Annotated in this window: 13 protein-coding genes; 12 read left to right on the top strand and 1 reads right to left on the bottom strand. The window is 39.5% G+C overall.

Annotated features, from left to right (window positions below):
• Nucleotides 1–27 precede the first annotated feature (27 nt).
• The 9 genes from pglX (at nucleotide 28) to BLT94_RS02195 (ending at nucleotide 15,023) form a co-directional block, all read left to right on the top strand.
• Entirely contained in the window at nucleotides 28–3,525 is a 3,498-nt protein-coding gene (gene pglX, locus BLT94_RS02155; RefSeq protein WP_092229949.1) for a BREX-1 system adenine-specific DNA-methyltransferase PglX, read from the top strand.
• A 45-nt stretch (nucleotides 3,526–3,570) separates the two neighbouring features.
• The gene (locus BLT94_RS02160) at nucleotides 3,571–4,719 is read left to right on the top strand and encodes a DUF262 domain-containing protein (protein ID WP_092229951.1); all 1,149 of its coding nucleotides are present in this window, start codon (nucleotides 3,571–3,573) and stop codon (nucleotides 4,717–4,719) included.
• A 2-nt stretch (nucleotides 4,720–4,721) separates the two neighbouring features.
• The gene (locus BLT94_RS02165) at nucleotides 4,722–5,837 is read left to right on the top strand and encodes an AAA family ATPase (protein ID WP_092229953.1); all 1,116 of its coding nucleotides are present in this window, start codon (nucleotides 4,722–4,724) and stop codon (nucleotides 5,835–5,837) included.
• The gene (locus BLT94_RS02170) at nucleotides 5,837–6,634 is read left to right on the top strand and encodes a hypothetical protein (RefSeq protein ID WP_014958230.1); all 798 of its coding nucleotides are present in this window, start codon (nucleotides 5,837–5,839) and stop codon (nucleotides 6,632–6,634) included. Before BLT94_RS02165 ends, BLT94_RS02170 begins: the two co-directional genes overlap by 1 nt.
• Nucleotides 6,635–6,785: 151 nt before the next feature.
• The gene (gene pglZ, locus BLT94_RS02175) at nucleotides 6,786–9,281 is read left to right on the top strand and encodes a BREX-1 system phosphatase PglZ type A (protein WP_092229954.1); all 2,496 of its coding nucleotides are present in this window, start codon (nucleotides 6,786–6,788) and stop codon (nucleotides 9,279–9,281) included.
• Between the two features lie 11 nt (nucleotides 9,282–9,292).
• Nucleotides 9,293–11,344: a BREX system Lon protease-like protein BrxL gene (gene brxL / locus BLT94_RS02180; protein WP_092229956.1), complete on the top strand. Its 2,052-nt coding sequence runs from the start codon at nucleotides 9,293–9,295 to the stop codon at nucleotides 11,342–11,344.
• A gap of 312 nt (nucleotides 11,345–11,656) precedes the next feature.
• On the top strand, nucleotides 11,657–13,735 hold the full coding sequence (locus tag BLT94_RS02185) for a TonB-dependent receptor plug domain-containing protein (RefSeq protein ID WP_175530245.1): 2,079 nt from the start codon (nucleotides 11,657–11,659) through the stop codon (nucleotides 13,733–13,735).
• Nucleotides 13,736–13,839: 104 nt separating this feature from the next.
• Nucleotides 13,840–14,556: a DUF4198 domain-containing protein gene (locus BLT94_RS02190; RefSeq protein ID WP_092229960.1), complete on the top strand. Its 717-nt coding sequence runs from the start codon at nucleotides 13,840–13,842 to the stop codon at nucleotides 14,554–14,556.
• A complete protein-coding gene (locus tag BLT94_RS02195; RefSeq protein WP_092229962.1) occupies nucleotides 14,553–15,023 on the top strand; it encodes a hypothetical protein in 471 nt (156 codons plus the stop codon). The genes BLT94_RS02190 and BLT94_RS02195 overlap by 4 nt, the downstream gene beginning before the upstream one ends.
• A gap of 49 nt (nucleotides 15,024–15,072) precedes the next feature.
• Here BLT94_RS02195 and BLT94_RS02200 read toward each other — a convergent pair whose 3' ends face one another.
• A complete protein-coding gene (locus BLT94_RS02200) occupies nucleotides 15,073–17,658 on the bottom strand; it encodes a hypothetical protein (protein ID WP_092229964.1) in 2,586 nt (861 codons plus the stop codon).
• 230 nt (nucleotides 17,659–17,888) lie between these two features.
• On the opposite strand from BLT94_RS02200, the gene BLT94_RS02205 reads away from it, so the two are divergent.
• From BLT94_RS02205 to BLT94_RS02215, 3 genes are all read left to right on the top strand, one after another.
• Nucleotides 17,889–18,986, top strand: a complete 1,098-nt coding sequence (locus BLT94_RS02205; RefSeq protein WP_092229966.1) for an NAD(P)/FAD-dependent oxidoreductase — start codon at nucleotides 17,889–17,891, stop codon at nucleotides 18,984–18,986.
• 251 nt (nucleotides 18,987–19,237) lie between these two features.
• Nucleotides 19,238–19,576: a P-II family nitrogen regulator gene (locus tag BLT94_RS02210; RefSeq protein WP_092229968.1), complete on the top strand. Its 339-nt coding sequence runs from the start codon at nucleotides 19,238–19,240 to the stop codon at nucleotides 19,574–19,576.
• A gap of 26 nt (nucleotides 19,577–19,602) precedes the next feature.
• Nucleotides 19,603–21,051 carry an ammonium transporter gene (locus BLT94_RS02215; RefSeq protein ID WP_092229970.1) on the top strand — a complete coding sequence of 483 codons (1,449 nt, stop codon included), beginning with the start codon at nucleotides 19,603–19,605 and terminating at the stop codon, nucleotides 21,049–21,051.
• Nucleotides 21,052–21,170 lie beyond the last annotated feature (119 nt).

The raw sequence follows: 21,170 nt of genomic DNA on the forward strand, positions 1-21,170 counted from the left end.
AGAAGATCCTGACGGAGCAGATTAAAATTGAACACATCAAAGCTGAAACAATTTGCACAGAATGCGCGAAGACAATTGATAGACCTGGTTGCAACAAAGCTGTCCATCGTGCTGGATACCAATAGTGCGGCCAGAAGAGAACGGGAAAAAGCCGTAAAAGATCTTGAAAAAAAAATCTCCCGGACATCCCGCGACCAGGTAATAGAAAAAGTGGCCTACATCTGGTTCAACCGGTTTTGCGCATTAAGGTTCATGGATGCAAACAGATATACCGCCATGGGTGTGGTATCACCTGCCCGGGGGTTCTCCCAGCCGGAAATCTTGATGGAAGCCAAGCAGGGCCATATTGATGACGGGTTGAGAATTGATCAAGAAAAAGTGTTTGGCCTGCTCAATGAAACCATTCCAAGCCCGGAGCCACAGCAGGAAGCATACCGGATGCTGCTGGTCGCAGTCTGTAACGATTACAACAGCATTATGCCGTTCCTGTTTGAAAAGATTGCAGACTTTACAGAACTGTTGATGCCCGATGATTTGTTGTCAGACAGTTCAATCTTGACCGCTACCCGTGAAGCCCTGTCCGAAGAGGCTTGTGCCGATGTTGAAGTGATTGGCTGGCTGTACCAGTTTTATATCTCGGAAAAAAAGGATGAGGTGTTTGCCGGGCTTAAAAAAAATAAAAAAGTGACACCGGAAGATATTCCTGCAGCCACACAGCTTTTCACACCCAACTGGATTGTCCGGTATTTGGTGGAGAATTCTCTTGGACGCTTGTGGATTTTGAATCATCCAGACTCCAGGCTTGTTGATAAAATGGCGTATTATATTAAGCCGGAGCAGGAAGAAACAGATTTTCTTGTGATCAAATCTCCGGAAGAGATAAAAATATGCGATCCTGCCTGCGGTTCCGGTCACATGCTGGTGTATGCGTTTGAAATTCTTTATGCCGTTTATGAAGAACAAGGATATGATGCCCCTCAAATTCCACAGCTCATTCTTGAAAATAATCTATACGGTATTGAGATTGATGAACGGGCAGGAGAGCTTGCAGCCTTTGCATTGTTTATGAAAGCAAGAGAAAAGTATCGTCGTTTCTTTAAAAAGAATGTGCAGCCCAATATTTGTGTCCTTGAAAATGTGTCTTTTAAAGAGCATGAGGTTAAAAGTTATATGGATGCAGTTGCCCCTGATCTTTTTACCATGGATCTTTCAACTTTACTGTATCAGTTTGAGGAAGCGGATAATTTTGGTTCATTGATTCGTCCTGAATTAACAAATATCCCTGATGTATTGCGTCTTCTGGATGAAAAAAAAGTGTCCGATGATATGTTCCTTCAGGATATTCATGAGAGGGTGTTGAAAGTATTAAGTCAAGCAAACTATTTAAGTCCCAAGTATCATGTTGTCATCACCAACCCACCGTATATGGGAAAAGGAATGAACGGGCGGTTGGGAAAATGGGTGAAAGATAATTATCCACAAAGCAAAACAGATCTCTTTGCAGTATTTATAGAACGAAGTTTAAAAATGGTCATGAAACAAGGTATCGTTTCAATGATAACGATGCAGAGTTGGATGTTCCTTTCTTCCTATGAAAAACTGCGAAAACAGATATTGGGAAAAAATACCGTATTATCCATGGCGCATTTAGGACCACGAGCATTTAATAGTATTGGCGGAGAAGTTGTCTCGACAACAGCATTTGTTTTAAACAAAAATTATTTAAATAAATTTCCGGGAGTCTATTTAAGATTAGTTGATGGTATCTCAGAAGAAGAAAAGAACGAAATGATGATAGATGCTATTGTTAATAATACTCCAAAAGTCTTCTATCATGTTTCTACTTCAGACTTTAAAAAGGTTCCGGGGAGCCCAATAGCATATTGGGTTGATGAAAGTATTCTCGACACATTTAATGAGCCCACACTGGGTAATAATATTATCACTGAAGGGCAAAATAAGACTGCAAATAATAATAAATATGTTCGTAATCATTGGGAAGTTAATAGAAAGCATATAGGCAGAGACAGAAAATGGCTACTTTATTCAAAAGGTGGAGCCTATAGAAAATGGTTTGGTAATTTAGAACATGTTGTAGATTGGTCAGAAGAGGCAAGGATGCACTACAGGAAAGATAGTTCGTGCAGGATTATAGCAGAGGAATTTTGGTATAAGGATGGTATAACTTGGACAGATATCACTTCTGGTGGAACAGGCTTCAGATATTTGCCGAAAAATACAACATTTGATATGTCAGGACCTACAGCATTTTTTAAAGATCTAAAGCAAATTTATAAATATCTATGTTTATTAAACTCGAATTATACTAAAAATTTACTTCCTATCCTGAATCCAACCCTTCATGCTCAATTAAGAGATATAAAATCAATTCCAAAGCTTAAAAAAGTGACTGATAATTCCAAGTTACAAGAAATATCTAAATCTTGTATAGATGAATCTCGAAACGACTGGAATTCATACGAACCTGCATGGGATTTTTTGGCTTCCCCTATGATTCTCCATGCACGAAACATTGAAGGAAGATATAAAGAGCAGTTTGATCGTACATTAATATCACACAATATTGGTGAGATTTTTGAAGAATTAAAAGCAAAATGGTTAACAAGAACAATACATCTTAAACAGCTTGAAGAAGAGAATAATAAAATTGTTATAGAAATTTATGATCTACAGAAAGAGTTGGTTTCTGATTTGTCATTTTCGGAGATTACTCTTAATTGCAATCCCCATTATCGCTACGGAAGCCAAAAAACGAGTGAAGAACTTGAAGCATTACTATTGTCTGATACTATAAGGGAACTTATTTCTTACTCAGTTGGTTGTATATTCGGACGTTACTCATTGGATAGTGATGGATTGATATTAGCGAACCAGGGAGAAACGCTTGAAAATTATCTTGTTAAAATACCAGAACCAACATTTATCCCAGACAATGACAACGTAATCCCCATCATGGATGTTGACTGGTTTACAGATGACATAGCCGAACGATTTAAAAAATTCTTAAAAGTAACATTCGGAGAAGAACACTACACGGAAAACCTTGAGTTTATTGAAAAAGCCATTGGCAAGGATATTCGAAAATTCTTTCTCAAAGATTTTTACACATATCATGTGAAAATGTACAAAAAACGCCCCATATACTGGATGTTTTCATCGCCAAAGGGCAGTTTCAATGCCCTGATCTACATGCACAGATACAGGCCGGATACGGTTTCCATAATCCTCAATGATTACCTCAGGGAGTTTAGAACCAAGCTGGCTGCCAGAAAAGACAACCTTGAAAATATCAGTATCAGCACATCTGCTTCTCAAGGAGAAAAAACAAAGGCCTTAAAAGAGATCGAAAAAATCAAAAAGGTGCTGGATGAGGTGAATGAATATGAACGGGATATCCTCTATCCCCTGGCGACAAAACAGATAGAAATTGACCTTGATGATGGAGTAAAGGTAAACTACCCAAAGTTTGGTAAAGCGCTTAAAAAAATTGCAGGGTTGAGTTGATATGCAGTTTTAAGACATAAGCTATTGTGGGAGAACAAATGAAATATGGAAGAGATAAAAACAATCTTGCAGGATAAGGATACAATGGAGTTTGATATAGAAGAACAGGAAGATCTTGACAATGAAATTGCTGATTTAAAAGAACCTTTTGATCCCAAACAAATTGATATCCAGATACAGCAGACAACTATGGATAATTTGATTAAAAGGTTGAAACACGATGAGATTGATCTTAATCCTGATTTTCAGCGAACTGCAAATCTCTGGAAAAATGAAATTCAGTGCCGTTTGATTGAATCACTTCTTATCAAACTTCCGATCCCTGCATTCTATTTTGATGCTTCAATAGATGAAAAGTGGGTGGTTGTAGATGGACTTCAACGGCTTTCAACCATTAAGAAGTTTGTTGTTGATAATACCTTAAAGCTTAAAGGGCTTGAATTTATAAAAGAACTTGATACTAAAAAATATTCAGATCTGCCAAGAGCTTATCAACGTAGAATTGAAGAGGCTCCTGTTACTCTCTATCTTATAAAGCCTGGAACTCCAAAAAATGTTAAATACAGTCTTTTTTACCGTATTAATACCGGGGGGCTTACCCTGAATCCCCAGGAAATTCGACATGCATTAAGCCAGAATGCAAATAATGGGCAGGCTTCAATTTTTTTAAGCAGTATTGCCGATGCTGAGTATTTTAAAGAGTGTGTCATGGCTTCTTCAAGAAGGATGTTGGATAAAGAGTTGATTTTAAGATTTGTCTCATTCAGACTTACAGATTTTAACCAATACCGAGAACCCATGATAAAACACTTAAATAATACCATGGAGACCCTGGGAACCCTTGATCAGCAGGTATTGGATACATTAAAAAATGATTTTAAAAATGCTGTCATGCTCTCTTGGGAACTGTTTGGAGCTGATGCATTTAGAAAATCCCTTGCTAAAAAAGAGTCAAAAAAGATGATCAACAGGGCATTATTTGAAGTTGTTACCACTGTTTTTTCTTTGCTGCCCTATGATGAAAGAGAAATTTTAAAAGCAAGAAAAGAAAAGAGTGTTCAAAAATTTATAAATTTATTGAATAACATTGAGTTTTATAATGCCATAACTGTTTCTACTACATATTCTGATAATGTAAGACTTCGTTTCAATAAAGTAAATGAGGTCGTTCAATCTATTGTCAAGGAGGCATAAAAATGCTTCACTCCATAACCATTGAGAACTATAAAATTCTTAAAAATATTAAACTAAACTTAAGTAACCTGACCCTTGTTTCAGGTTTGAACAGCATGGGTAAATCATCTTTAATCCAGGTTATGCTTCTGCTCAGGCAGTCTTTTGAACAGAAGGTTTTAACAGACAGGGGGCTGTTGCTTAACGGCAGCTATATAAATATCGGAAAGGGAAAAGATGCTTTATCCATAGATGCGGAAAACGAGATGTTTTCTTTTGTTCTTGAATGGGAAGATAAGAAAAACCTTGATATCAGTTTTAATTATAAAAGCAAATCTAATCTACAACCAATAAATAAACTGACACCTGACAAATTTGATTTCTCACAAGCTTTGTTTTCTGATAATTTTCAATATCTGGCAGCAGAAAGAACCGGCCCAAAGAACAGTTATCCGGTTTCAGAATATGATGTAAAAACTCTTAATTCACTGGGTAACAATGGTGAATATACTGCCCACTATCTTTTTGAAAATGGTGCAAAACAGCTTTTAAATAAAAAGTTACTACATGAAAAAGCCAAAAGTGCCACCCTGCTTGCCCAGGTGGATGCCTGGATGTCTGAAATTACCCCGGGAATTAAAATTACTGCCAATGTAATTGAAGATATAAATCAGGCAAGTCTTCATTACGAGTTTGAAACCGGAACAGGGTATACTGAAAAATTCAGACCGGAGAATGTTGGATTCGGGTTAACATATGTTCTGCCGGTCGTTACTTCCATACTTGCATCAAAAAAGGGAGATCTGATAATTATTGAAAATCCTGAGGCTCATCTTCATCCTGCAGGGCAGTCAGCAGTGGCAAAGCTTATGGCCAGGGCTGCTCAAGAGGGGGTACAGATTATTGTTGAGACCCATAGTGATCATTTTTTAAACGGTGCCAGGATAGCGGTATTGACTAAATTAATTGAGCCTGAAAACATATCACTTTTTTATTTTTTCAAACAATTAAATAATATTGAACATACAATCGATATGATACAACCCTTTATTGATAAAAATGGAAGGCTGGATGAATGGCCTGAAGGTTTTTTCGATGAATGGGATAAGAATCTTGATAAGTTGCTGGGGCATCTGTGATGCATGAGTTCCTGATCCTTAATGAAGAATCTCTCCCGTTTAAAACAAAAATTGATGCGAATAACCACCTGATTCACTTTTTTCAGGTTGTTAAAGTTGCATTTCAAGCCAGAGTCAGTCCCATTCGTGTGAGTGAACAATTTGACAGCCACTGGTATAACATTCTGCTGTCTGATAACTATTTTCTGCGGGAATGGATAAAAAACCAGGACAGGGATTATTCCATGCGTATTAAATCCCTGATATCCAGTACAGATATCCCTCAAATCCCCATTGACGATATTAATTGTGTTGACCACTTCAAATTATCGGAATTCTGTCTGGCATCAGATAATACAGTCAAAACGCCTTCCCTTGGTGCTGCATTTATGCTTGATGCGGTCGCCGTCAGTTTTTTAAGCAGTGATCTTTGGGATTTGTCAGGGATCGCTTTATTGTGGGATACAATTGATGAAAATGGAGAGATAGAGAAAAAAAAATGTGTTGCAAAAAATGCAGCCAGGGTTGAACATTGGAAAAGGCATTTTGAGCAGCTTCAAGAACAGCGAAAAGAGAGCAGTAGAAAGGGTACTCTTCTTTGGGATAAGAGGAATATTGAGTTTTCAAACCTGATTTTTTGCAATGACTGTAAAAAGAATTTTACTAACCTGTCAATCAACAGGGCAAATTATAACCAGCTCTGGAATAATCTTAAATTACTAAACGACAATATTTCTGAATGTAATTCTGACAAAAAATTAAAGAAACTGACACAGCTTAATTTTACCGATGAAAGCAGCAGAGTTAAAGAAAAATGATAATATCAGAAGGTTAGTACTCATAAAGATTTAAATTTAAAAAAGAACCAAAGATAAAGTACAAAGGCACAGGGCATAAGAATTTAAAGGTTCAAAAATAGTGCTGATTTTGAACCTTTAAATGAACCTATAAAGTTTTAACAGGATTAAGATGACGCAGATAATCAAATCCCTTGAAAAAATATTTAAAAAACACAGAATTGTCTTCTGGTACGATGCAAAAAAAGAGTTACGCAAAGATTATGAAGAACTTGAATTCCAAGACATTGAAAAAATTGAATTGAACAATAACGAGTTCAGGGTCAAGCATCGAATCCTTCGGGAAGAACCGGACAAGAAGTTTCTTTTATACCATGAAGCAGAGGCCCCTTCAGATCTGGACAACTGGCTTTTAGATGTTCAACTGGCATTTGGAGAGTTCAGGGCAGACCAGTCAGCCCTCCGGCTTAATGAACTTGGTCTGGGTATTGAATTTGTCGATATTGTCAATGATCATGCTGTGTTTTTTAACGCCGCTAAAAGAAGAGAAAAATTAAAAAAGATCCTTGCGTCCGATGACACACAAAATGCTGTCAGGATAAAGATGCTTGCCGTATGTGCAGCATCAGAGCCACGGCTAGATGATATTCTTGAAAATCTTCTTTCCGAATCTGCCGTTAAAAAGGATGAGAAACTAAAGCTTATTGAAAACAGTGGTCTTGACGCATTTTTGTGGAACCGGCTGGAATTGAGTTTTGGTTATACATCTGATTCACCCGGGATTAAGGATTTTACGATTGGGCTGTTTAAATCATGCTACGACATGAGTCTGGGCAATGATTCAAATCTTGTTCCTGATGCATTGGTATTTCTCAAACGCTGGAAAGACAGCGTTAAACATCAGAAGGCGTTTGAAACATTATCAAAAGAATGTGCCGATATCCTGGCCATTGAAAAAGATCTTCAGACAAGAGACATCGCGTCTCTTGAGGAGATTGATTCCTTTGAACTTGTGGATCTGAAAATATTAAGCGATCTGGTCAAGAGTGTTGTGGATCAGACTGTTTCATCCGGTGACCGGGAACGCTTAATCAGAAAAAGAAAGTTAAGTCACTGGTACAAAACATACAAAGCTCTCTACCAGGCCATTGATTATGGGGCACGGTTCATCAAATTTCTGGATGAGACTGAATTTGCCATCGAATCCATGGATGATGGACTAACCAAATATGCCAATTATTGGTATCGCCTTGATCAGCTTTATCGTAAATATATTTTCCATACCAGACAATCGGGCGAGGTCTCAATGCTCAAGGCGCTCTCAGATAAGGTTGAAAATATGTATTCCAATAATTATCTGCTGACGGTCAATAATAATTGGCAGAATCAGGTTGATAAATGTGACTGCTGGGGCAAAACCCGTATAGAATTTCAAAGACACTTTTTTCAGCAACAGGTGGTCCCCTTTCTTAACGACAAAAAAAAAGTGTTTGTTATTATCTCAGATGCCCTGCGGTATGAAATCGGGCATGAACTTCTCAGCCGTATCAGACAGGAAGACAGGTTTGATGCCAAAATCTCCCCAATGCTGACCACACTTCCCAGCTTCACCCAGTTGGGCATGGCATCTTTGTTGCCCAACAAGGACATACGGTTTTCAGACAATCATTCAACCACAGTTTTTGTGGACGGGAAAAGCACTCAAGGCACGGAAAACAGATCAAAGATTCTCCAGAATGCTGTAAGCGGAGCAGCCAGGGCCATGAGAGCGGATGAACTCATGGGAATGAATAAAACCGAATGCCGAGAACTGTTTCGGGAACATGATGTGGTTTATGTCTATCACAATCTGATTGATGACACCGGAGACAAAAAAGAGTCGGAAGGCCGGGTTTTTAATGCGGCTGAAGATACCCTTGAGGCGTTAATAAAAATTATAAAGAAACTGGTTTCAGCCAATGCCACCAATCTTTTAGTGACTTCGGATCATGGGTTTATCTATCAGGATCGGGTGCTTGAAGACAGTGATTTTCTTGGCACTGATATCTCCGGCATAGAGGCGTTGCATCGTGACAGGCGTTTCCTTCTTGGTAAAGACTTGCCACAGAGTACCGGCATGAAATGCTTTACTGCAAAACAAGCCGGTATTGAAGGTGATATGGAAATCCAGATACCCAAATCCATTAACAGATTACGGTTAAAAGGGTCTGGCTCCAGGTTTGTTCATGGGGGGGCAACATTGCAGGAAGTGGTTGTTCCTGTCATCAATATCCATAAAAAACGGACGAGTGATATCTCCAAAGTGGGTATTGATATCTTTAGCGGATCTACATCGTTTATAACCACCGGCCAGTTCGCAGTAATTTTTTATCAGGCTCAGCCGGTTACGGATAAAGTTCAATCAAGATCATTGCGGGCCGGGATCTATTCAAAAAATAACGATCTTGTTTCAGACTGCCACAATCTGAACTTTGAATTCACTTCTGAAAATCCAAGAGAAAGAGAATTAAAAATACGGTTTGTCCTGACCCAAAAGGCTGATGACCAGAATGAACAGGAGGTCTATTTGCGCCTTGAAGAAAAGGAGCCGGGAACCGCTTACTTTAAAGAATATAAATCAGCACGTTATGTGATAAGAAGATCATTTACCAGTGATTTTGACTTTTAGGGATAACTATTATGACAGCGCTTGATGACAAGATAAATGAACATTTTTCAGGACTCGTTGTTCGAAAAGATCTGGTTAAAACAGTCAAAGGCAACGCCATTGTTCCTTCCTATGTTCTTGAATATCTGCTGGGGCAGTATTGTGCCACGGCAGATGAAGAAAGCATCAAAACAGGGATTGATACTGTTAAAGATGTCTTAAGAAAGCACTATGTTCATCGGAATGAATCAGGATTGATCAAGTCTGTTATCAGGGAGAAAGGCCGTCATAAGATTATTGATAAAGTCAGTGTTGCCCTTAATGATGCAAAAGATGTATATGAAGCATCTTTTGCCAATCTGGGGATCAAAAAAGTTTTAGTTGATTCAGATACGGTAAAAAAACATCCCAAACTTCTTGTCAGCGGGGTCTGGACCATTGTGGATATGGAGTATGAACATTTCGAGGACAAGTCAACCTCACCCTGGATCATCAACAAACTCAAACCCATCCAGCTTTCGCATTTTAATTATGATAATTATATTGCCGCAAGAAAACAGTTCAACACGGATGAATGGATAGACCTTTTGGTCCAAAGTATCGGTTTTAACCCTGAAAAGCTGGGCAAAAGAAGTAAACTTCTGCAATTGGTCCGTCTGATACCATTTTGTGAACGAAATTATAATCTGATTGAGCTTGGCCCAAAAGGGACAGGCAAATCTCATGTCTTTTCCGACTTTTCTCCCCATGGCATCCTGATATCAGGCGGAGAGATCACCGTACCCAAGTTGTTTGTAAACAATAATTCCGGTAAAATCGGCCTTGTAGGATATTGGGATATAGTTGCATTTGATGAGTTCGCAGGTAAGAAAAAAAGAGTGAACAAAGCACTTGTGGATATCATGAAAAATTACATGGCCAACAAATCCTTTTCCCGGGGGGTGGAGACCATCGGTGCAGAAGCATCCATGGTATTTGTTGGAAACACCCGGCATACTTTGCCGTATATGCTCAAGCACACGGATCTCTTTGATGAATTGCCGGAACAGTATTATGATTCAGCGTTCCTGGATAGAATCCACTTTTACCTTCCCGGCTGGGAAGTGGACATTATCCGTGGAGAGATGTTTTCCAATGGATATGGATTTGTAGTGGACTATCTTGCTGAAATCTTAAGGTCACTCAGAAACCATGATTACTCAGACCTGTATGCTCAACACTTTAACCTGGTAAGCGATATTTCAACCAGGGATAAGGACGGTATAAATAAAACCTTTTCCGGCATGATGAAAATTTTATTTCCTCACAAAGAGGCAACTGAAAAAGAGATAAAAGAGGTGCTGCAGTTTGCAATTGAAGGCAGAAAAAGGGTGAAAGACCAACTGATGAAAATTGATTCCACCTATGCTGCTGTAAGATTTGCATACACCTGCAATGATGGTGGAAAAACCATCCATGTGAAGAGCCTTGAAGAGGAAGAGTATCCTCAGTATTTTGGTTCGTTTCAAGACAAAGAATCTGAAACTGAAATTGATCCGCAACAACTTGAGCAGCCCCGGGTTCAAGACGCTGCCAAGGAAAAATTATCCGAACTCAAAGAAAGACAGGTCATTGTGCAAGAAAATCAACGTGGCGTAACATATGACAAGCTCTTTGATCAGTATCTCCAGGGTGCCAGAAAAATAACAGTGACAGATTCATATATCCGTATTTTTTATCAGATCAGAAACTTCATGGAGTTTCTTGAAACCATAGCCAAGATCAAACCTAAAGACGATGAAGTGAAAGTCCACCTGATAACGGCGGAAGATGAATTCAAAGGCCCGCAGCAGGTGGAAAATTTCATGAAGATCCAGGAGAATTGCGCCATAGCCGGAGTTAGATTTTCGTGGGAATTTGATGAAAACCAGATCCTCCATGCGCGGCATATTGTTACCGACCATGGCTGGAAAATCCTATTAGACCGGGGCCTTGATATTTTTCAGCACTATGAAATGAATGATTCGTTCTCCCTGAGCAACCGGCTTCAGCAATATAGATCCTGCAAGGCTTTTGAGATCACCTATTTGAGAGTTGACAGCTGATATCAAAGGATTGCGGAAGAATAAAAAATAAGAACAAAAGCAATTTGATTATAAAATGTTTTTGCATGATAAAAAAACAGGTTGACAAAAAATAATGGTTTATTAATATGCGCCAAGCATCATCATGAAGATGATATATTTTTAAGTACAGTGTAAATAAATATAAAGCAGCATCATAAAAATACAAAGCCACGAAGGCAGTGTCCCGGTGAACCGGTACTGGATTGGTGGTTTTTTTTTATGGGAAAAGACAGCCGCCTGAAAAACAGACAATGTAACAAATACTTCTATCAAAATTAAATGGAGGAATATATGCCCCGAATCTTTTTTGCAAAGGCGGCCACCCGGAATAAAATTTTTTTATCAAATTTTATTCTTTTACTTGCAGGCCTTCTGGCTTTTCCGGTTTTTATTTTTGCCGGAGATTCCGTTGAAAATGAAAAAATTTATAGCCTGGATGAAATCGTGGTATCCACAACCCGAAATGAAATACTGGTCAGTGACGCAGCACAAAGTGTCACAGTGCTTTCAAAAGAAAAAATCATGGCCTCGCCTTTTGAGCGGGTGGAAGACATTATTCGCATCGTTCCGGGGGTCTACAATACCCGGCATTTTGCAACACAGACAAGCGGGGTTTCAAATCCCATCACCGTTCGCGGTGTCGGCGGAAACAGGGTTCTGCTTCTGGTTGACGGTGTGCCGCAAAACGATAATTTTAACAACTCCATTGCCTGGGTGGCCTGGGGACACATCCCCAAGGAGGCCATTGAGCGCATTGAAATTGTCAGGGGGCCGACGTCTGCCATGTATGGATCAGAAGGAATCGGCGGGGTGATTCATATTATCACCAAAAAATCCGAAATCAATCGCAAGACCTCTGTCCGGGCCGAGGCTGGCACCTCAGACACCTATGCCGGCAATGTCTTTCACAGCCAGACAATAAATAATTTCGGCCTGCTGATTGCCGGCGGGTATGAGGAGTCAGACGGTTTTTATATGACGCAAGATCCTGAAGACTACGAGATCAAAAGGCACAGGGAAAGCGGAAAAGTTTTCGGGAAGGTGAGCTATGATTTGGATGATGTCTCAAGTTTGGATTTTGCCGCCTTGTATTATGATCATGAAACCGGTAAGGGGCGGCAATTTTTTTATGATGAACTTCAACTGAATCAGTACTCAATGAATTATACCCGGCAAATAGGCGGCAACATGGACATTAAGGGGCTGCTGTATTACAACCGTGCTGACAAAAGCGCTTACCAGGACAGTTCCAAGGATAATTTTGCAACGCTTATTCGCAGAGAAGATGCGCCTTCATCAACATGGGGTGCGGACGTACAGACCACAATGCCGATCAGCGACAGCATAAAGCTTACCCTGGGAACAGCTTTTAAAAATGTTTGCTGGGATTATGACGACGAGTTTGTCGGCAGCAACAGGGATGAAGGGGCAAAAGGCGTCCAGCAGCAACTTTCTCCTTTTGCCAATATGGATATTAATTTTATGGAAAAGCAATTGATTGTCAATATGGGTGCCCGCTATGACTGGATTAAAACCAGGGACGGTGCCAATTGGGATGATGACCCGGATGCTGGTGCGGCTTATAGTAACAAGTACGGATCAGATGAAGACAGCAGCTTTTCACCGAAACTTGGCATTACTTATCACCTGGATGATAAAACCACTTTGCGTGCCTCGGGCGGCAAGGGGTTTCGTGCGCCGAGCCTGTTTGAGCTTTACAAGGTACATGTGCGCGATGGCGGCAAATCATTTCGGCATGCCAATCCTGAACTGGAACCCGAAGAGATATGGGCGTATGATATTGGAGTACAAAGAATGCTGCTGGAAAAGCTCCAGGGCCGCCTGACATTTTATCAATCATTTGCCAGTGATTATATCGGCACCCGGCTGACAAACTCCTATCAGAAAGGGGGGAAAACTTACAATGAATACGTTCTGGACAACATCAGCGAAGTTGAAATGCACGGGATTGAGGCGGAGTTGAACTGGTATCCGGCAAGCAATGTATCAATTTTCACAAATTACACCTGGAATGTTTCAAAAATCAAGGAAAATGAGGCCAATTCATTTGAAGAAGGACAGTATCTGACCAATGACCCCAAACACAAATTTCATGCCGGCGTAACCTATCAGAATCCAGAGCTTTTCAATGCCACCCTGCTATTGAATTACTATATTGATAAATACTACAATGTGGATGAAATTACCCAGGATACGGACGATTTCTGGAGCGCGGATATAAGTGTTTCCCGCCGGTTTTTTAACGGGATAACGGTTTACCTGAATATGGAGAATATTTTTGACAGCGTGGACAATGAGGCCATTGCTCCGGGAACCATATGTTCGGGTGGTTTAAAATTCGAGTTTTAAATGTTTTTTTCAAAAACCAATTAACTATCAACGGATTCTTGCCAAACCGGTTGCGGCAGGAATCTGTTTGATCAAAAAGTTCACAAACAAAGGAATTTAAATTCATGAAAAAATTACTAACATTGACAATAATGCTTTTTATACTGTTTTTTGCAGTCGCATCCCATGCACATCATTTATGGATTGAGGCAGGCGATAATGGCTGCTACACAGTGAAGCGCGGTATGATTACACAACGGACAGACATCTATAACCCTGTCTGTGTCACGGAAATCAGAGCATATGCCGAAAATGAAAAACAAATATCCATTGACCGGGTCAACGAGACTGAGCAGGTGGTTTTCAAAACTGAAACACCGGCTGCCATGGCCAGTGTTGTCAGCAAATGGGGACATCGTGTCAATACAACCAGGGGTAAAAAACTTATGAACCGCCAGGAGGCTGAATCTGCAGGTTTTAAAGTTGTAAGCGCGTTTTTTTCAACACAGTTTTCAAAAACCCTGTTCTTGCCGTCCAGTTTGACTCAAAAGCCGTTGGGATTAAAATTTGAAATGGTTCCAATTACTGATCCAATGGGAGCCAAACCAGGTGAACCGCTTTCTGTTAAACTTTTGTATGAAGGCAATCCTCTGGCAGGGGCATCTATTATTATGAGGGGCGGACAGGAGTTTAAAACCGATAAAAACGGTGTGGCTCAAATCAATTTAAAAGACAAAGGAGTTCAACTGCTTTATGCCAGGCACAATGTTCCTGCTGAAAACAACAGTGAACTGGATTTTTTGAGGTTTATGACTTTTTTAACATTTGAGGTAACACCATGAAAACTTTTACTTGTTTATTTTTCGTTTTATTTGTTCTGGCTTTGCCGGTCGTGGCTGCTGCCCATGGTACAGACTACTCTCTTGTCATGGAAGAACAAGTCATTGCAGTAAAATTTTTTTATTCGGATAAAGAACCCATGCGCTATTCAGAAGTGCTGATTTTCAGTCCGGAAAACAATGAGGTTGAATATCAAAACGGCCGGACTGATCAAGAGGGTCGGTTTGCCTTCTGCCCGAACAAGCCTGGAATGTGGGGCATTAAAGTCAATGACGGTATGGGGCACGCGGTGAATACAACAATAACAGTAAATCCGTTAACAGTTCCTGGTGAAAAGACCCCCAACGTAACACAAAAGAAAAAAAATCTTTTTGCCGAATCTTCCATGTGGCTCAGAATATTTTTCGGCTTAAGTTTGTTGCTGAACATCTTCTGGGGATTGCAAACCTGGAAAGGAAATCATAAATGACGCATGACCTAATTTTACATGAGATGTATGGAGTTGGCCTGAAATATTTTTACCAGCGCTGTTTTTTTATTTCATACTGCTGTTTTTTTTTGTTAAAGTCTTCTCTTAAAACAAATCCGGTATAATCAGCATCAAGTGCCCAATTGGTATGCCTGAACTGAACAATTAAGCCTTTGGGGAGGGTTGCTTTTTGGGCATCTATGACAGGAATGTTTTTGTCTTCTTTGTACAAACTCAATATGGTTTTGCCAAGTTCCGCTTTCTCTTTTTCAGAGCTTATTTTCATCTTTTTTAAAGAAGAAATGCTGTTTGACATATTAATAAATAGATCTCCATATTCATCATATTTCTTTTTTGACTCTTGTTCTAATCTTCTTTTGTTTTTTTTGAGTTCAAGGATTTTGTCCATATCATCCTTTGATTTTTGGGATCGTTTGCTTATGGATTCGATTTCGTTTTCAATGTCTGAGGTGTCTTTTTTTTCAAGGTTATCAAATAAAACCCGAATCTCTTCCTGGGAGACTTTAATATCACTATTTAATTCCTGTATTTTGGCGTTGATCTTTTCGATTTTTGTTTTACAGGCGATAACCTCAACAGAATCACCGACAATCAATTTGCAGTCGCTCTCAAATACGGTTTTTCGAAGAATTATTTTATTTCTTGCTCGAATTATTGATGAAAATAATTTTGAGTTAGTGATAATACAAAAATTATTACACGAAATGATCGAACTCGAAACTTTGTTATAAGGTGTACTGTCCGTAGATTTTGAATTTTCTATCAGGATGTTTTTTTCACTATTCACCGTACTGTTGAGAACCGAGGGTATCGTTACAGAACCTTTGGAAATGATTTCAGCATTGACGGCCTGTTTTTTTATTATCACATCGCCACTGGTTACAACATGCCCTTTAAAAATATCAGCAATCAGCTTTCGGCATTTTATTTTGACATTTTTTTCTACAATGCCATGAACATCAACATCGCAGTCGTGGTTTATGGCAGGGTTGTCGCAGGATAAATCAGCCGGGATAACGATAATGGGAGAAACGGAAATAACACCTTTATCTGAAATGGTTGGCACACCATCACAGGTTGCCAGAAAAGAATCTTTTTTTTTGATGACATTGGAACCTTTGGTAATATCAGTCGCCCCTTTTGGAGCTATGACAAAATTTCTGTTTACATTGAATCCGGATTCTCCCGGAATTCGGATGAGTGTCAGAAGATTTGAATGTTTTGAAACAATGGGAGGAAATGTTTGTGTGTTATCCAGAGCGTCTGGTGAGGTAAAATTTATTTTTGGGATAAATTTTTCAGGAATTGGTTCGGTTCCTCTGGCAACGGTTATTTTTTCGCCTGGTTTGATTTTGTTTTCAAGCAACTTGTGAATGGCATTGGTGATGATTCCATAGGTGATCTTTTTATTGTATAACCAGAGTGTAATATTGTTTGTTGTCATTGAACTGGGGATTTCTTTGTTAACTTGCAGCTGCGCCTGTATTCTGTTTTTTGAATAGATCAGCTGAAAATAAGAATCCAGTTGATTAATCATTTCCCGCTGGGCGTCTTTTATGTTTCCTCCTAATTTCAAGTTGATAATTTCGATTTTTTTCTTCATTTGTTTTTTAACAATTTTTCTGCGGTCTTTTTCAGAAAGACCAAAATCTTCGACAAGGATATCTCCTATCCATCTTGGTGTGTTGATTTGTTCCGGGTTTTGGTTCTTGCTATTCGGGGTGCCGCTATGTCTCTTTTTATAAGCCTCTCTTTCTAAATTCTGGAGTTTTAAAGCCTCTTTGATTTTTTCTTTATTCATTAAGTTTTCTTTAACAACAAGCACGCCAAAAACAGCGTTTTTTTCCTGTTCTTCAATAGCTGATTGGCAGATGGACCTGAGGGTTTCCTCCCAATCTTCTTCTAAAATTCTGTTTTGAAGCAATAAAATTTCATCTCGGGTTTCAGGGGTCATCTCTTTTTTATGAACCAAAATATCCCCAATGATATGGTTTTTATGTGTTTTTTGATAAAGCCGGGTTTGATCAACAAGGGCTTTGTCGATAATATCTTTTGTGACAAATTTATTTTTTACAGCTATTTCACCGAACTTTCGGTCCATTGCCTTGATTTCCAGATGCTTTAAACCATTGTGAAGAAAGTCAAGTTGTGATGCCTCCAACAGTCCGGTTTCCAGCAGTATAATATCAATATTTTTAACCCTTTTGCGTAAAAAATCATCAGTGATTTGCGTGAGCAGATTTGAAAAAATAACTTTTTGTTCAGATAGCTTTTTTTGAAAAGAGTTTTCATCTTCCTGTTCAATGTTTTTTTTCTGAATCAGCGTATTTTTTAAAAGTTGTTGGGCAAGCTTTATGATAATCTGATTGTATTTAAACTGTTCTTTAATAATGATCTGTGGAGAAATGAAGTTATGGGACTCAAGAATTTTATCAATGGTAGATTGCTGTCCTAGCTTAACAGCATCTTCCAAAATCTTTCGAATACTTTTATATTGTCCTTTTGAAATAAGTTTCTTTGTTAAAATGATTTCAAGGATTTTTAGATTGGAACGAAACATTGACAGTATGTTTTGATCTTCCCGGCTTTTTATTTGAGGAATTGATGCGTTCATAAGTTTTCCGGCCAGTTGCAAATTTTCACTGACAAGCCTTTTAAGAGTTTAATTTTACCTGTTTTTAGCCAATAAAAATAAGAGTCAAGATAGCAAAGTTAAGAGAATTAATGCAAGTTAATACGGCTATTTTCGATGATTTTAAATCAAATATTAATATATTTTTTTTGTTTTTCCGGCTTCTACAGGGTTTTCTTGTTTTTGAATTTCAGAACTGATAAGAAAAGGTCATGTTTGATGTTGCTATCATAGGGGCGGGGCCTGCCGGAACAGCGGCTGCTTTTGATCTTTTATTAAAAGGGTTAAAGGTGCTGATTATGGATAAGTATGAATTTCCCAGGAAAAAAGCCTGTGCCGGCGGGATTACACCCAAGGGGTATCATCTGTTCGGGTATGATATCTCTTCCATGGTAAAAAGAGAGTGCAGCACCGTAAAAATTAGTCCGCATAATAAAAAGTCATTTTTTATCAAAGATAACAACACGCTTTGCTATATGACCAAAAGGGAAGATCTGGATCTTTTTTCTTTAAACAAGGTTATGGAAAAGGGCGCGGATTTTCGGGTGATAAAAAAGATTCAATCCATTGAAGAAACCCCGCTTTTTGTAGAGATCCATACGGATTCGGAATGTTTCAGGGCATCGTATCTGATTGGTTCGGACGGTGCCAACAGTATTGTCCGGCGGTTTGTTTCAAAGGGCCGGTTTTATCAAAAGCAATTTGCCATTGAAGCGGATGTTAAGATCGACAGGCCGGACATGTATCACATGGAGTTTGATTTTTCAAAGTCGCGCAATGGTTATTATTGGATTTTTCCCAAAGATGATCATGTGAATATCGGGATTTATTCGGTTGATTCAAATGCAAGGCTGCAGACTCAGCAGCTTTTTGACTATGCTGATGAAAAGCTTCATTCAAAACGGCTTGATGCCGTTAAGGGTTATCCCGTTTGCACGGGCGGGTTTGATTATCGACCTGATTTAAAACGGATTCTTCTTGCAGGGGATGCTGCAGGTTTGTCTGAGCGGCTGCTTGGGGAAGGTATTTTTTTTGCCGTGAAAAGCGGGCAGGCGGCTGCCTGGGCCATTCTGGAAGCAGAGCTGCACGCATTGTCAGCCAGGGATCTTTATTTGGAAAAATTAAAAGCCATCCAGGCGGATTTACGGGTTTATGATTTGAGTTCAAAGTGGTTTTACACGTTCCCTGGCTTTTCATTAGCGGCAGTATCATTTCCATTTATTCATAAACGGTTTGCAAAGGGTTATGCAGACGGGAAAACCATAACCCAAATCCTTTATGGCAAAGCGGCTGCAACAAAAAGCAGATAGATATCTATAAAATAGCAAAATTGTAACAAGAAATGTTATTAAATAGTTATGTATAATTATTTAATAACATTTTTGTATGTATAAAATAACATAAATGTTATTAATTCTCTTTTGGCTTGAAAAGCTTCCTGTATTAATTTCTCTTATATTTCAAATACTTAACTTTATTTCTATCTGTTATTTTGATTGTGGCACTCCTTTTGCTCTAAAGAAATACAAATGATTTTTAATTATTATAAAAGGAGAGCGAAATGAAAAACATACTGGCAGTCATTAAACCTTTTAAGGTGGATGAAGTAAAAGATGCCTTGGCAAAAATTGATATCAAGGGCATGACTATTTCTGAGGTCAAGGGGTTTGGTCGCCAGAAGGGTCATAAGGAGATTTACAGGGGTGCGGAATATCAGACGGATTTTGTCCCCAAGGTCGAGATCAAAATTGTTGTGGTTGATGATCAGGTGGATGAAGTGGTTAAAACCATTATTGAAGCTGCAAAAACCGGGAAAATCGGAGATGGGAAAATTTTTATTATGCCGATTGAAGATGTAATTAGAATCAGAACCAATGAGGTCGGTATCGAAGCATTATAGCGGAAAAGGAAAAGGAGAAGAATAAAATGAAAAAGTTGGCGCTAACAATTATTTGTTTTTTGGTATGTTCAGTTTCCGTAGTCTGGGCAGGTGATGATGCACCCACCATAACGTCCAATAAAGCGGCCATTGATCTGGTCCAGTCCCATGCGGATTATGTATGGACCCTTGTTGCAGCCATGATGGTGTTTTTTATGCAGGCCGGATTCACCATGGTTGAAACCGGTTTCACACGGGCTAAAAATGCCGTCAATATCATGATGAAAAATTTGATGGATTTTTCCATGGGGTCTATTGTGTATTGGGCTGTCGGGTTCGGTCTGATGTTTGGAGTGTCTAAAACCGGTTTTTTCGGCACATCCGGTTTCTTTTTAAGTGATTTCAAGGTGGGCGAAGACCCATGGGTACTGGTATTCTGGATGTTCCAGGCTGTATTTGCCGCCACGGCCGCCACTATTGTATCAGGTGCCATGGCGGAAAGAACCAAATTTTCAGGATATCTCATCTATTCCGTGGTAGTTTCAGGACTGATCTATCCGATTTTCGGCAGCTGGGCATGGGGTAGCCTGTTCAATGGAAGCGGATGGCTTGAAGGGCTTGGATTTATCGATTTTGCAGGATCAACGGTCGTTCATTCAGTTGGTGGATGGGCAGCTCTTGCAGGTGCCATGATTTTAGGGCCCCGCCTTGGAAAGTACACCAAAGAGGGAAAAGTCAGACCAATACTGGGGCACAACATACCCCTTGCTGCCATAGGGGTTTTTATCCTCTGGCTGGGATGGTTCGGGTTTAACCCGGGGTCAACCACTGCTGCATCCAAAGATATAGCCATGATTTTTGTCAATACAAACCTTTCTGCAGCAGCAGGTGCCATCATGGCCATGGTGGTATCCTGGATAAAGTTTGGAAAACCCGAAGTCGGCATGAGTTTGAATGGTGCCCTGGCCGGTCTTGTGGGAATTACTGCCGGATGTGCCAATGTGACACCTGCAAGCTCAATCGTGATCGGTGCCGCAGCAGGCGTGATTGTTGTATTCTCAGTTGTGTTTTTTGATAAGATCAGAATTGATGACCCAGTGGGTGCCATTTCAGTTCATGGTGTCTGCGGTGCCTGGGGAACACTTGCCGCAGGTATTTTTAATATGGACGGCATTACATTGAAGATAGTTGCTGTTCAGTTAACCGGGATCATATCCTGTTTTGCCTGGACATTCCCTTTGGCCTATCTTTTGTTCAAATTGATTGATGTGACAATAGGATTAAGAGTATCCAGAGAAGAAGAATTGGAAGGGCTGGATTCCACGGAGCATGGGGGAAATGCATATCCTGATTTTACCACTATTAATCACGGCACCATGGGAATTTTTGGCGGAACCGGCAGTCCTAAGCATGAGGCAACCTGTGCTTATAGCTCTGATAGCGCTTCTGGTGTTTCTGTTGCTTCTGCATCCGGAAAATTAATCAAGCAAACTTAAACCTGACAAAGAGGTGTTAAGACAATAAAAAACCTGTCACCCTTTTTTATTATGAGGTGACAGGTTTTTTTATATTATCTTTTGGCTTACATTTTCTTTTTCAAGATCCGTTGCTTTGC

It is taken from the genome of Desulfobacula phenolica (genome assembly GCF_900105645.1).
Classification (GTDB): Bacteria; Desulfobacterota; Desulfobacteria; order Desulfobacterales; family Desulfobacteraceae; genus Desulfobacula; species Desulfobacula toluolica.

Bases quoted from the DNA above. Each gene is read 5' to 3' on its own strand.
- BLT94_RS02160 (WP_092229951.1), top strand. From the start codon at position 3,571: ATGGAAGAGATAAAAACAATCTTGCAGGATAAGGATACAATGGAGTTT.
- BLT94_RS02215 (WP_092229970.1), top strand. From the start codon at position 19,603: ATGAAAAAGTTGGCGCTAACAATTATTTGTTTTTTGGTATGTTCAGTT.
- BLT94_RS02190 (WP_092229960.1), top strand. From the start codon at position 13,840: ATGAAAAAATTACTAACATTGACAATAATGCTTTTTATACTGTTTTTT.
- brxL (WP_092229956.1), top strand. From the start codon at position 9,293: ATGACAGCGCTTGATGACAAGATAAATGAACATTTTTCAGGACTCGTT.
- BLT94_RS02200 (WP_092229964.1), bottom strand. From the start codon at position 17,658: ATGAACGCATCAATTCCTCAAATAAAAAGCCGGGAAGATCAAAACATA.
- BLT94_RS02205 (WP_092229966.1), top strand. From the start codon at position 17,889: ATGTTTGATGTTGCTATCATAGGGGCGGGGCCTGCCGGAACAGCGGCT.
- BLT94_RS02185 (WP_175530245.1), top strand. From the start codon at position 11,657: ATGCCCCGAATCTTTTTTGCAAAGGCGGCCACCCGGAATAAAATTTTT.
- BLT94_RS02170 (WP_014958230.1), top strand. From the start codon at position 5,837: ATGCATGAGTTCCTGATCCTTAATGAAGAATCTCTCCCGTTTAAAACA.
- BLT94_RS02195 (WP_092229962.1), top strand. From the start codon at position 14,553: ATGAAAACTTTTACTTGTTTATTTTTCGTTTTATTTGTTCTGGCTTTG.
- BLT94_RS02210 (WP_092229968.1), top strand. From the start codon at position 19,238: ATGAAAAACATACTGGCAGTCATTAAACCTTTTAAGGTGGATGAAGTA.
- pglZ (WP_092229954.1), top strand. From the start codon at position 6,786: ATGACGCAGATAATCAAATCCCTTGAAAAAATATTTAAAAAACACAGA.
- BLT94_RS02165 (WP_092229953.1), top strand. From the start codon at position 4,722: ATGCTTCACTCCATAACCATTGAGAACTATAAAATTCTTAAAAATATT.